The sequence below is a fragment of the Rhizobium esperanzae genome (assembly GCF_002204185.1).
Taxonomy (GTDB): Bacteria; Pseudomonadota; Alphaproteobacteria; order Rhizobiales; family Rhizobiaceae; genus Rhizobium; species Rhizobium esperanzae.
On the sequence record NZ_MXPU01000023.1, the window covers coordinates 13,521 to 26,368 of the forward strand.

Genomic DNA, 12,848 nt, shown 5'->3' on the forward strand with positions numbered 1-12,848 from the left:
GGTCTCCTCTTCAATTGCGCCGCATGACCGAAAGAGGACCCGCTGGCGTGGCGCCATCCGCTGTCGGCTTGTAGGCGCGGCTGATCGCGATGGAAGCGGTGGTCATCCGCGCGAGAACCTGGCCCTCAATGCTGTCGATCACATAGGCAAGCTCGACTGGCTTGATGTCCTTGCCGATCTTGTTGTCTGTAACGACGGTGTATCCCCATCCTTTGAGGGCCGCCTCAAGCGCGGTCGCAAACTCGGATTGGTCGTTGTTCATCTGGATCGTCGTCACTCTGGCAGAGCCGATCTGCTCGGCCAACCGACCGGCCATGTCACCGGCAACGGCGCTTGTGGCCGGTCCGGTGACAGCCCTCTGTGTTATACCGGTGGTCAATGCTTCATCGGCCGTCTGGCAACCGGAAGAGAAGGCGACGGCGATCGAGGCTAACAGCAGCTTGCGCATGATCACCCTCCCCGCTTGATCGTGATCTTCTGTTGTCGCCATCCGACGCCGGAAAGGAGGATCGCCTTGTCGACCACGTAGTCGACGATCATCATGTCATTCTTCATGCGAAAATTGACGATGCGGTTCTGACCGCCCGAGACGACGAAGAGGACCGGAGCGTCCTGGCCAGCGATCGCCTTTGAAAACTGAATGTAGGTCTTTGCTCCATCGGAATAGACCTGTTTTGGTTTCCAGGCGGCGGTGCCGCTCACCGAATAGGAGAAGTTAAGCTTATCGGGTGCGGCGCCTTGAATGCCTCCGGTTTCCAGCCGCGCATTGATGTCGCCGAGCTTCATCGAGACATCGTCGGGATACTCAAAACCGATGCGGGCCATGTATTGGGTCGGATGCGACTTGAGCTGGATATGGTATGTGCGTCGCGACGTCGTAACCACCATCGAGGTAAGGAGCCCGGCTTCGGATGGTTTGACGACCAAATGGATGGCCTGCCCACCGGTCGCGCCCGACGTCGCCGGCTCGACCTTCCATCGCACCGTGTCGCCGACAAGCACGTCGCGGACGATCTCGCCGCCCTGCAACTCGATATCGCATACCTGCAGCGGCGAGCAGACGACCGAGGGTTGGGTTTCGCCGAACAGGAAGATGACCTTTCCATCCGGACCGGTCGTGACGAGACCGGCCGTTCCGCGCCACGTCCTGGAAATTCTCGTTCCCTTCGCCTCGTTCGAGGTCATGCCTTGCGCCAATGTGCCGCTCGCAAGAGCGAGCCCTGCAATGCAGCCGGCGGCCATGATCAATCCTGTTCTGTTCATTTAATTTCCCCGCATCAAAGCTGTGCCGTCCAGTCGAAATCACGGACGAAAAGGCCGATCGGATTGACCCGGATCGTCGCCTCGTCCTGAGGCGTGGTCAGCGTGACCGTGGCGATTCCCCGAAACCGGCGCGTGCCCATCTCCTTTCCCTTGCGGTCGCGCTCATATTCGGTCCAGTCGATCTGATATGTCTGGTTGGAGAGCGCGACGATGTTGTTGACTTCGATCGCGACCGTCGACGTCTTCCCCTTCTCGAATGGCGAGTTGCCACGGAACCAGGCATTGATCTTCTCCGTGGACGGGTCCGAAGTCCTCAGGAGTGCGTAGGTCCGGTCGATATATTGCTTCTGGACCACGGCGTCCGGTGTAATGGAGCGAAAGCTGCTCACGAAGTTGCCGATGGTCGCGCGGACCACGCGTTCGTCGGCATATTCAATTCGCGCTGGAAAGCCGGCCATCACCGACGTCCCAAGTTTGTCGACCTCGACAATGTAGGGCACGAGCTTGACCTGTGCGCTTAGATATAAGGCGTAAGTGAAGCCGATCACAGCCATTGTCATGCCGAGGATCCCGACCAGTCTCCAGGCGGCTGCGGCTTTGACGTATGAGCCATATCGTTCCGACCATTCCTGGCGTGCGGCGAGATACGGGCTTTCGGGAGCGCTGTTTGCTGCCATGGATCCATCCATTTCTGTTTCTTGCTAGTCGTTGAGTTCGGGTGGTCGCTTGGCGGCGCTGTGCCCACTGCGGCTTTCATCAAGCTTGGCGTTTGCGAGCCCGAGGATCGACCCCGCATAGGCGCCGGGCGAGCCGATCGCCTTCTCCTTGGTTGCGGATCCCGCAGCGTTGCCAGCAGAACCGATGCCGGCGCCAAGGCCTTTGAAGGCCGCGCCCACGACTGACGAGCCCGCAGCTCGAGCGGCTTGGCCCGCCGAAAACCCGGCCCCCGCCGCCCCTGCTCCGAGAAAACCTGCGCCGGCGGCGAAGGACGCGGCTTGTCCGCCGTGGCGAATGGCCTCCATCCCTCCGGAAACTGATGCCCCCTGCACCACGCCTTGCAAGATGTTGGGGACGTAGATCGCGATGATGAAGACGACGACGGCTATACCGGCTATCGCCAATGCTGTCTGAAACTGGTCACCGATATCAGGTTGGTTCGCGAGCCCGATCAGGACCTCCGATCCGATACGCGAGATCATGACAAGCGCCATGAGCTTCATTCCCACCGAGAAGGCGTAGACCAGATAGCGGATCGCGAAATCTTTGGTGTAGGATGATCCGCCAAGCCCGAGCATGATCATCCCCGCGAGCAGACCGATATACATCTCCACCATCACGCTCACGAAAATCGCTGCAACAAGCGAAAACGAGATGACGACGACGACCATGGCGAAAGCTGCCGAGATTGCGAGCGCGTTGTCCTCGAAGAGGCCGAACTGGATCTTCTCCGACATTTTGGTTGCGACGGCGAGGCCGGCATTGAAGACGTCGGCAGGTGAAGCAGTTCCACCGCCGGCGCCAATCTGGAATAGGCTGTCGACCACGGCCTTGGCGAAGGCTGGCCCTTGCGCGAGCACGAAGGCGAAGAAGCCGACGAACATGATCCGTCGCACCAACTCTGCGAACCAACTATCAAGTGACGCGGCCTGGATTGCGAGCCAGACGGCCGCGATGCCAATCTCGATCGTCGCGAGAATCCAGAACAACGATTTCCCAGCATCCATGACGGTGGTCTCCCACCCTTTGGCAGCCGTCGTGATCTGTTTTTGAAGTGATGTCAGCACCGATCCTTCTTGGGCGAATGCAGGCTGAGCTGCCACCGCCGTAAGTGCGGCGGCCAACACCGCGGCTCGCAGCACACGGAAGCTTGTTGTGGCGCCCATGATGATCACCATTCGACCTTCATTTTATGCCCGCCAGAGGTGGGATCATCTCTCGAGGGATCAAAGACCGTGGCGCGACGCTCATGCGCCGCCTGTCTTTCGAAAATGAGCCAAGCCGTGCGTAGAATGCCGACCACGTTCAGGAAAGAGGTCAGGATCAACTTGGTTCTCACCATTCGATTTTCATCCTTTCCCCGCCGGACGTGGATGGTGCAGTCGCGCCAAAGAACTTTTCCCGACGAGCCTGTGCGAGATCCTTGTCAGTCTGCTCGGTCTGGAGCCAGGTGCCCATCATGGTCATCTGTTGTGAAACGAGCCCGCGCATTTTCTGCATCTGCGCGACTTGCTGCGAAGCGATTTCGTGACCGACCTGGAGCGCCTTCATTTGCCCGTCGGCGGTCTCGGACATCGCGCGCAGCGTTGACATCGTGTTTTCCTCGCTGTCGAATTGATCGGCCGTGAGACTTGCTGGCGATCGTGTCACGGTTGGTATCTGACCAAGTTTGATACGTGGATGTGAAGCTGGCTGCATTCGGAAGGTTGGTCTTGAGGTTGGCATAGCTCTGGAAGCGCTGCTGCAAGACATCGTCGGCATTCCCCATCGAGAACGATATGCTTTGCCCCTGGTCAACAATGCTGCGGAGCCGATTGAGGTCGCTTTCGACCTTTCCCCACATGTAAGACGGCAGTGTCGCCGTGTTCTGGAGAAGGTTCTGATAGATGTTCAGCTGGGTCTCGATCTGTTGCGCAAGCTGGCTGATCTGTGTCAGCTGATTCTGAATCTGCTCGCCGGATTGACCGACGAGGGAAACCAGTTCGCCGTTGTTGAGGACCTGAGTCCACTCGGTTGCTGCGCCGGTGGCGGTGCCAGCTTCGGCCTGCGCCACGGTAGCAACTCCGATTGCGAGGGCGCTTAAGCCCGTCAGCCATCTACTCGAAATTGAGCTGCGATGCGGCATCGTGAACTCCTCTCGTGTTCAGCCAATGGATCGGCCAGTCACGGCCGTGTTCGGCAATCAGCGCCCGGATGCGTTTTAGGTCGTCCTTGCCGGAAGCCCCGACGAAGCTCAACGCGACGGGGCCAAGCGTCATATCGAACAGCCGCCGGCCCTCTGGCGTGGCGACGTAATATTCGCGCTTTTGGGCTGCGCCCGCGACGATATCGATCTGGCGCTCGTTAAAGCCGATGCGCTCATAGAATTCCCGCGTTCCCGGCTCGCGCGCAGCACCGTTCGGAAGGCAGATTTTCGTCGGGCAAGATTCCTTCAAGACGTCGATGATCCCCGAGCGCTCCGCGTCCGAGATCGATTGTGTGGCGAGAACAACGGCACAATTCGCTTTGCGCAGCACTTTCAGCCACTCGCGGATCTTTGCGCGAAAAACGGGGTGACCGAGCATCAGCCAAGCTTCGTCCAACAGGATCAGGCTTGGAGAGCCATCGAGGCGCTTTTCGATGCGCCGGAACAAGTAGGTAAGCACCGGCACTAGATTGCGCTCTCCCAAATTCATGAGGTGATCGATCTCGAAGGTTTGCAGCGCGCCAAGCGAAAGGCCATCCTGCTCGGCGTCGAGCAACTGGCCCATCGGACCGTCGACCGTGTAATGGTGAAGCGCGTCCTTGATCTCGCGTATCTGGACCCCAGACACAAAATCTGAGAGCGATCGGCCCGGGGCGCTTGCCATTAAGCCGACCTGCCGGGAGATGGCATTGCGATAATCAGGCGAAACTGTGACGCCTTGCAACGCGATCAGCATCTCGATCCATTCGCTCGCCCAGGCCCGGTCCGCATTACTTCCGAGTTCGGAGAGCGGGCAGAAGGCAAGCGCCTTCCCCTCCCCTTCAGTGTCTCCGCCAATTTCGTAGTGGTCGCCGCCACCTGCCAACGTCAACGGCAGCAGTGAGTTGCCTTTGTCGAAGGCAAAGACCTGGGCGTTCTCGTAGCGTCGAAACTGCGCGACGATCAGCGCCAGAAGGGTCGACTTGCCGGAGCCCGTCGGACCGAACACGAGGGTATGTCCAACGTCGCCGACATGCAGGTTCAGGCGAAACGGTGTGGAGCCGCTCGCCACCTGCATAAGCGGCGCTGAATTTGGCGGATAGAATGGACACGGCGCGATCGGGCTACCTGACCAGACCGCATTGAGCGGGATAAGATCGGCCAGATTGTTGGTGTTGATCAAGGGCTCGCGAATATTGCAGTACCAATTGCCCGGCAGGCTACCAAGATAGGCATCGGTGGCGTTGAGCGTTTCGATCCGCGCTCCGAAGCCCTCGGCCTGGATCAGCCGTCGGATCGCCTCCGCCTTCTCCTGGAGTGCTTCGCGGTCGTGATCGAACAGCACGATCACCGGCGTGTAGTAGCCGTAGGCGACCCGCTGCGACAAAGCCTGTGCAATTGCGTCCTCGGTCTCGGCCACCATTGTCATGGCGTCCTGGTCAACGGACCGGCTTTGCGTCCGGAATAATTGATCAAAGAAGGGCCGGACCTTCTGCTGCCATTTCTTCCGGGTGCGTTCGAGCTTCTGTCGTGCCTCCTCGGCATCGAGGAAAATGAAGCGCGACGACCAGCGATAGGTGAGCGGCATCAGATCCAGGCTGTTGAGGATCCCCGGCCAGCTTTCCGCCGGCAACCCGTCGATTGCGACGACCCCGAGAAACTGGCTCTCGATCTTCGGCGTCAGCCCATGCTCGAGCTCGGCAGTCGCGATCCAGTCGAGGTACATGGGAACGTCGGGAAGCCGGATCGGGTGGCTCTCGCCGGTGATGCAGAAGCGAACGAACTGCAGCAACTCATCGTACCGTGCATTTCGCGTCCCGCCTCGTTCCCTGACGACGCGCGTTTCCATCCGACGGATCGAAAGGTTGTTCGCCAGATACTGCTCGATTTCCCGAATGGCGTTTTTGAACTCGAAGAGCACTGTGTCCGCATAAGACTTCTTGCGGCTTTCCTCGTCCGAATAGATGTATTTGCTCAGTGCCGTCTTCTTCGACTCCAGCGGCCGGTAGGTGAGAACGATTGCGTGCTTGCTCTCAAAATGTCCCTGTTCGCGCGCAAAATGCGCCCGGCGCTCGGCGTCGATCGCCCGTGTTACCGGATCGGGGAAATGGCACCGATCGTCGGATGGGTAGTCCATGGTCGGAATGCGGATCGCCTCGACCTGGATCATCCAGCCGCTTCCGAGCCGAGAGAGGATCGAATTGATCTGCCGCGACAGCTCGTTGCGCTCGAGAGCGGTCGCGCTTTCGGAGTCGGGGCCGGCAAAGTACCAACCCGCCATGAGACTGCCGTCCTTCAGAAGCAGAACGCCGTTATCGACAAGACCGGCGTAAGGAACGAGATCGGCAAAGGATGGGCCTGTGGTCCGCAAACGTTTCAGAGCATGGGCGCCTCCTCAGTATCGGCGCCAAGGCGAACTCGTCGCCTTGTAGGTGGGCCTGTAGGAAATGTGCCGGATGTAGACCTGTCGCATTAGTGGGTCGGACTTCGCCATGATCCTGAGAACCCCGACGACCAGGATCCAGACGGCGACACCGAAGATCGCCGAATAGATTGTGAGGACGACGAAGATTAGGATCACGGCCGCAAGTCCGGTGAGCAGCACCAGTTCGCGATCCGCTCCCATCAAAAGATTTGAACGGGAAAGAGCCCGGTGGATGAGATTGCGTTGCAATCCGGTAAGCGACTCAGCCATCGGCCGCCTCCCCGCCCGCAGGCGGGTTGAGCTGTTGTTTCGCCAATCCAATTGACGCACCGGTCGAACCGAACAGACCGACAATCTGAGTCGCACCGAGAAGGATGCCGGCAACGAGCACGACGTAGACGAGACGTCGCGCAAAATCGTTGAGCTCGCCGCCAAAGATCAGCATGCCGCCCGCTATCGCCATTGCCGCGAGCGCAATGGCGCCCGCAACCGGGCCGGTGATCGACTCCTGGATTTGCTGCAGCGGTCCTTCCCAAGGCAGACCACCGCCCGAGGAGCTGGCGAGAGCCGGACCAAATGAAGCAAGCACGACCGGGGCCGCAAGGAGCGTGATGGTGACGAGGGAAACTTTACGCGACATGGCGCGCCTCCTCTTCTTCGGTGAGCTGGCCGGACTCAGTTTCGTATTGCCCCCCAGCGAACCGTTCGACTTGAATCACGTCGCGGACGCGCCGACCGCGCGGCGTCCGCTCGATCGAGATGATCAGGTCGACCGCCTCGCCGATCACCTCTTGCATCGGCTGCTGACTTGCTTCCGCAGTTAATTGTTCCAGTCGTCGCAGCGCCGACATGGCGGTGTTGGAGTGGATTGTCGCGACGCCGCCGGGATGGCCGGTGTTCCACGCCTTGAGCAATGTGAGCGCAGCGCCATCGCGGACCTCACCAACGACTATGCGGTCAGGCCGAAGCCGCATCGTGCTCTTCAAGAGACGCCCCATGTCGACGGTATCACTGGTGTGCAGGAGAACGGCGTTTTCAGCCGTGCACTGAATCTCGGCGGTGTCCTCGAGAATGACCAGACGGTCTTCCGGCGCGGATTTGACGATTTCGCCGATCACCGCGTTCGCGAGCGTCGTCTTGCCGGAACCTGTTCCTCCCGAGATGATGATGTTGAGCCTTGCGGCGATGGCGCTTCGGATCGTCGATGCGTGATGTTCGCCCATCACCCCGGACCGGATGTAGTCGTCGAGCGGGATGAGCCGCGACGCTCGGCGCCGAATAGTGAAGGCGGGCTTGGCCACCACTGGAGGCAGCAGCCCTTCAAAACGGTGGCCGCCGATCGGCAATTCGCCCGAGATGATTGGTTGCTCGTCGTCCACCTCCGACTGAAGGGCATGAGCGACGGTTCCGATCACCATTTCCGCGGCCGCCGAGGACATTTCTCCGGCCGGGGCAACACCGTGGCCCAGCCGTTCGATAAAGAGCTTTCCATCGGGATTGAGCATGATATCGACGACCGCCGCGTCCTCGAGCGCGATGCAGAGTTGATCGCCAAGCGCCTCCTGAAGTTTGCGCACGAGCCGGGGATGAGAAGGAAGCTGGGTCAAAGTGGTCTCCGTTACGCTTGATGACTGCAGGCGGTGAGGTTGGATTGGTAGTTCGGCGGCCGTAACCTCAGGAAGGTCTCAGCGTTTGCTGGCAGCGTGCCTGCGATGGCGGTGGTGGCACCGATCTTCTCCGGCTGCCCCAGGCGCTGGAGAGGCCATTCGACGCGAGCAAGAATCCGCTCGAACCTGATATCCGTTACCGTAACGACTTCGGTGAGACCGCCCGCCAGGCACCATTCTACGATGCCGGCGAACATGGTCCGCGTTGCCTCGTGAACCGAACCGTCTCCCCTCCCCTCTTCGAGGGCGGTGTCGACGCAAAAGCGAGAGCTCTCGACCATCAGGGGATGAGCGTTCAGGCGGCCTTTTGGGAGCAGCGATGGAAATACGTCTGCCAGCATGGTCGGTCCCATCGCAGGCAAAAGGCGCGCACATCCTGCAAGTCGTCCAGCCGCGGTGACAGCCAGGATGTAAGTCGGGCCGAGAGCGTCAAACCCATCTGCCTCGCAGTCGTCGACCACTTCCACATCCCAATTCAAGCGAGTGGAAAAGACCGACGCACGTAGCCTATGATGGTCCTGAACCAGCTGCGCTTCGTAGCAATTTTTTGGTGTCGAGATCGCGAATACCTGCATGGATTTCTCCGTCGTTGTTAGGCGACGGGAACTCAGCACGAATCGGAATCGGGCGTCAGTTGTCGAATCCTACAAGGTTTTTTGTGAGTGAGTCGCGGCAAGGAGATCACCGCCTTTGCCGAAGTCTTCTGCTTTTCGCCGAAATCGCCGCGGGCACATTTGTAGGATTCACAGTAAAACATACCGTGAACCCGTCGGTGCCGCGGCCTTGCTAAGCTTCAGGCTCTAAACGGAAATATCCATTTGCTCTACGTTTCGGGCTTCTCCGCGTTAACCTTTCGTTAACCTAAAAGCCCTTGCTGAAAATGCAGAATCGGCTCTAATAGCTAGTGGCGGAACTTTACCGGTTTCGCGAAAAATTCCGCCACTTGCAGGAAATGGGTTTTGAGATGGCGAAGACCGCAGCAAAAACAGCGCCAGTCGTCGAAGGGTTGACCGCATTGATGGAGCGTCATGCCGACGCTCTCTCCAGCCAACTTCAAGCCCATCATCTCAAGGTCTTCCCGCCGACGTCCGAAAAGGGCATTCGATCCTTTGCACCGTCAGAAGCCTCAAAATTGCTTGGCATCGGTGAGTCTTATCTTAGGCAAACTGCTTCGGAAATGCCTGAATTGCACGTTAGCATGAGTCCCGGCGGTCGACGCACGTTTACGATCGAGGATATTCATTCAATCCGTAAGCACCTGGACCTGATTGGCCGCGGGAACCGGCGCTACCTGCCCCATCGTCGCACGGGAGAGCAGCTTCAAGTCATCTCGGTGATGAATTTCAAAGGCGGCTCGGGCAAGACGACGACGGCCGCGCATCTGGCACAGTACCTGGCAATGCGTGGCTACCGAATTCTGGCGATTGATCTTGATCCCCAAGCAAGCCTTTCCGCACTCTTCGGCAGTCAGCCAGAAACTGACGTTGGTCCGAACGAAACACTCTATGGCGCCATCCGGTATGATGACGAGCAGGTCCCAATCGAGCAGGTTGTCCGAGGAACGTACATCCCGGATCTTCATCTAATTCCCGGCAATCTTGAACTGATGGAGTTCGAGCACGACACCCCCCGCGCGCTTATGAACCGGAAGGAAGGCGACACGCTTTTTTACGGTCGGATCAGTCAGGTCATCGAAGACATCGCGGACAACTACGATGTCGTCGTTATCGATTGCCCTCCTCAACTTGGCTACCTCACTCTTTCGGCTCTGACTGCCGCAACCTCGATCCTCGTCACCGTCCATCCGCAGATGTTGGATGTAATGTCGATGAACCAGTTTCTGGCGATGACCTCGAATCTCCTTCGGGAAATCGAGAATGCAGGCGCCCAGTTCAAGTTCAATTGGATGCGCTACCTCGTCACTCGTTTTGAACCGAGCGATGGCCCGCAGAACCAGATGGTGGGCTATCTGCGTTCGATCTTCGGCGAAAATGTCCTCAATTTTCCGATGCTCAAGACGACGGCCGTTTCGGACGCTGGTCTGACAAATCAAACCCTCTTTGAGGTTGAGCGCGGACAGTTCACGCGCTCAACCTATGATCGGGCCTTAGAGGCGATGAACGCCGTCAACGACGAGATCGAAACTCTGATCAAAAAAGCATGGGGTAGAACCACATGAGTCGGAAGCACCTCCTTGACGTCTCCACGGACGCCCCCGACAGCTCATCAGCTGCTGAACACAGAGCGGCAAAGACTCGCTCCATGCCGCTTCTCGGCGTGACCAGAAAAGAACGAGATCCAGCGACGAAGCTGACTGCAAACATCGGTAACGCGTTGCGCGAGCAAAATGATCGTCTTGGTCGTGCCGACGAGATCGAGCGGCGTCTAGCCGAAGGTCAGGCCGTGGTTGAACTGGACACGTCGTTAATTGAGTCGTCCTTCGTTCAGGATCGTATGCAAGGTGATATCGAAGGACTTCTTGCATCCGTCCGCGAGCAAGGACAGCAGGTCCCAATCCTTGTGAGACCTCATCCCGTTAAACCCGGGCGCTACCAGGTTGCCTTTGGACACCGCCGGCTGCGCGCCGTTTCGGAGCTAGGACTGCCGGTCAAGGCGGTTGTTCGGGACTTGACGGACGAGCAGTTGGTTATCGCACAGGGTCAGGAAAACAATGAGCGCGAAGACCTCACCTTCATCGAAAAGGCACGTTTCGCACACAAGCTAAACAAGCAGTTTCCACGAGAAATCGTCATCGCGGCTATGTCAATCGACAAAAGCAACTTGTCGAAGATGCTCCTGCTTGTCGACGCCCTCCCCTCTGAATTGATCGATGCCATTGGCGCCGCTCCAGGCGTTGGACGCCCAAGTTGGCAGCAATTGGCAGAGCTGGTTGAGAAAGCATCGTCTCCGGGAGGCGCGGCGAAATATGCGGCCTCGGAAGAGGTGCAGGCGCTGCCGTCGTCAGACCGCTTCAAGGCGGTGATCGACCATTTGAAACCGCGTCGGATTGCGCGCGGGTTGCCAGACGTCATGTCGACCCCCGATGGCGACAGGCTTGCGCAGGTCACGCAGAGCAAGAGCAAGGTCGAAATTACCATTGACAGGAAAGCCACGCCGGATTTCGCGGCTTTCGTACTCGAGCATTTGCCGGCGCTCTACCAGGAGCATCGCGCAACGCATCAACGGAAACAGGGAGTGTAACCCGCAAAAGAAAAGAGCTCCCTCAACGTCGCCGTCGTGGAAGCCCTTCTGTCTCTGTAGCAAGAACAGAATCGCATTTCCTCGAATCCTCGTCAAGAGTCTTTGGCGCCGTTTTGGTGAGCGAATTTCGTTTGCCTGGTGAAAGGTGAGAGACAATGCATTCGGGGAATGTGACGACGCCGTTCGGGCGGCGGCCGATGACGCTTGCGCTCGTGCGGCGCCAGGCGGCAATAGAGATCAAGCATGGAAAGATTGCCGATAAGTGGAAAGTGTTGAGAGACGCTTCCGCCGCGATGGGACTGCTCGGGATCCAGTCGAACAGCCTGGCCGTTCTTGACGCACTTTTGAGCTTTTATCCTGACAATGAGTTGCGTCAGGACGCACAATTGATTGTCTTCCCGTCGAATGCTCAACTGGCGCTTCGGGCGCATGCAATGGCGGGCGCAACGTTGCGGCGGCATATAGCTATCCTGGTGGAGTCGGGGTTAATCGTCCGTAAGGATAGCGCAAATGGCAAGCGCTTCGCCCGTAAGGGCGACGATGGCCGGATCGAGAACGCTTTCGGCTTCGACCTGTCGCCCCTGCTGGCGCGATCGGAAGAGTTGGCGATGTTGGCGCAAAGAGTGGCGGCCGAGAGAGCCTCTCTCAGGAAGGCCAAAGAGAGCCTTACCATTTGCCGGCGGGATGTTCGCAAACTTATCACGGCTGCAATGGTCGAGGGCGCAGACGGCGATTGGCAGACGACCGAAGATATCTACGTTGCGCTCGTGAGCAGAATTCCGCGTGTTCCGACCCTTGAAGGGGTCACTAGCGTTCTCGATGAAATGTTGATGCTCCGTGAGGAAGTGCTCAATCGATTGGAAAACCTTGAGAATAATGAAAAAATTAGCACCAATGCTGCTCGTATCGAGCAGCACATACAGAATTCAAAACCCGAATCCATCAATGAATATGAACCTCGCTCCGAAAAGGAGCAGGGGGCAAAGGCTGGCTTGAGCCATCAGCCGAAGAATAAATCGCAAAGGGCGTTCCCATTGGAATTGGTGCTCAAGGCGTGCCCGATGATCAGCGACTATGCGCCACGCGGCGTGGGGAACTGGCGAGATCTGATGTCTGCCGCTGTGGTGGTTCGATCTATGCTGGGGGTAAGCCCTTCCGCCTACCAGGATGCCTGCGAGGCGCTAGGACCGGAGAACGCGGCGGTGGCAATTGCGTGCATCCTGGAAAGGGCTAATTTTATCAACTCCCCTGGAGGCTATCTGCGGGATCTAACGCGCCGGAGTGAGCGCGGTGAATTCTCGCTTGGCCCGATGTTAATGGCGTTGTTGAAGGCCAACGGACAAGGTGGTTTGAGGGCTGGGTAGGTGCGGCTGATCGTTATCCTGCCGCTGAGGATTTCGGTTGTGGTCAG

The 12,848-nt window shown here is 58.5% G+C and carries 12 protein-coding genes and 1 pseudogene; 3 read left to right on the forward strand and 10 right to left on the reverse strand.

Annotation, left to right across the window (positions count from 1 at the left end; genetic code table 11):
* Positions 1 to 10: 10 nt before the first annotated feature.
* The 10 genes and pseudogenes from trbH to traI all read right to left on the reverse strand — a co-directional run bounded on the left by trbH (position 11) and on the right by traI (position 8,811).
* Positions 11 to 448 (reverse strand): conjugal transfer protein TrbH, encoded by a 438-nt coding sequence (trbH, locus tag B5E41_RS26440; RefSeq protein ID WP_088396713.1) that lies wholly within the window; start codon positions 446 to 448, stop codon positions 11 to 13.
* Positions 449 to 450: 2 nt separating this feature from the next.
* The gene (gene trbG, locus B5E41_RS26445) at positions 451 to 1,263 is read right to left on the reverse strand and encodes a P-type conjugative transfer protein TrbG (RefSeq protein WP_088396714.1); all 813 of its coding nucleotides are present in this window, start codon (positions 1,261 to 1,263) and stop codon (positions 451 to 453) included.
* 14 nt (positions 1,264 to 1,277) lie between these two features.
* Positions 1,278 to 1,940, reverse strand: a complete 663-nt coding sequence (locus tag B5E41_RS26450; RefSeq protein WP_088396766.1) for a conjugal transfer protein TrbF — start codon at positions 1,938 to 1,940, stop codon at positions 1,278 to 1,280.
* Between the two features lie 24 nt (positions 1,941 to 1,964).
* A complete protein-coding gene (gene trbL, locus B5E41_RS26455; RefSeq protein WP_245303156.1) occupies positions 1,965 to 3,158 on the reverse strand; it encodes a P-type conjugative transfer protein TrbL in 1,194 nt (397 codons plus the stop codon).
* A 157-nt stretch (positions 3,159 to 3,315) separates the two neighbouring features.
* Positions 3,316 to 4,105: pseudogene (gene trbJ, locus B5E41_RS26465) on the reverse strand (P-type conjugative transfer protein TrbJ).
* On the reverse strand, positions 4,077 to 6,515 hold the full coding sequence (locus B5E41_RS26470; RefSeq protein ID WP_483431147.1) for a conjugal transfer protein TrbE: 2,439 nt from the start codon (positions 6,513 to 6,515) through the stop codon (positions 4,077 to 4,079). The pseudogene trbJ and the gene B5E41_RS26470 overlap by 29 nt, the downstream one beginning before the upstream one ends.
* 24 nt (positions 6,516 to 6,539) lie before the next feature.
* Positions 6,540 to 6,839 carry a conjugal transfer protein TrbD gene (locus B5E41_RS26475; RefSeq protein ID WP_088396717.1) on the reverse strand — a complete coding sequence of 100 codons (300 nt, stop codon included), beginning with the start codon at positions 6,837 to 6,839 and terminating at the stop codon, positions 6,540 to 6,542.
* The gene (locus B5E41_RS26480; RefSeq protein ID WP_088396718.1) at positions 6,832 to 7,209 is read right to left on the reverse strand and encodes a TrbC/VirB2 family protein; all 378 of its coding nucleotides are present in this window, start codon (positions 7,207 to 7,209) and stop codon (positions 6,832 to 6,834) included. The genes B5E41_RS26475 and B5E41_RS26480 overlap by 8 nt, the downstream gene beginning before the upstream one ends.
* Positions 7,199 to 8,176: a P-type conjugative transfer ATPase TrbB gene (gene trbB, locus B5E41_RS26485; protein ID WP_088396719.1), complete on the reverse strand. Its 978-nt coding sequence runs from the start codon at positions 8,174 to 8,176 to the stop codon at positions 7,199 to 7,201. Before trbB ends, B5E41_RS26480 begins: the two co-directional genes overlap by 11 nt.
* Before the next feature lie 11 nt (positions 8,177 to 8,187).
* Complete coding sequence (gene traI / locus B5E41_RS26490; RefSeq protein ID WP_088396720.1) at positions 8,188 to 8,811, reverse strand: acyl-homoserine-lactone synthase; 624 nt, start codon at positions 8,809 to 8,811, stop codon at positions 8,188 to 8,190.
* 389 nt (positions 8,812 to 9,200) lie between these two features.
* Here traI and repA point away from each other — a divergent pair, with 389 nt between their 5' ends.
* From repA to repC, 3 genes are all read left to right on the forward strand, one after another.
* Positions 9,201 to 10,415, forward strand: a complete 1,215-nt coding sequence (gene repA, locus B5E41_RS26495; RefSeq protein ID WP_088396768.1) for a plasmid partitioning protein RepA — start codon at positions 9,201 to 9,203, stop codon at positions 10,413 to 10,415.
* Entirely contained in the window at positions 10,412 to 11,437 is a 1,026-nt protein-coding gene (repB, locus tag B5E41_RS26500; RefSeq protein WP_088396721.1) for a plasmid partitioning protein RepB, read from the forward strand. Before repA ends, repB begins: the two co-directional genes overlap by 4 nt.
* Positions 11,438 to 11,592: 155 nt before the next feature.
* A complete protein-coding gene (repC, locus tag B5E41_RS26505) occupies positions 11,593 to 12,801 on the forward strand; it encodes a plasmid replication protein RepC (RefSeq protein ID WP_088396722.1) in 1,209 nt (402 codons plus the stop codon).
* The last annotated feature ends 47 nt before the right edge of the window (positions 12,802 to 12,848 follow it).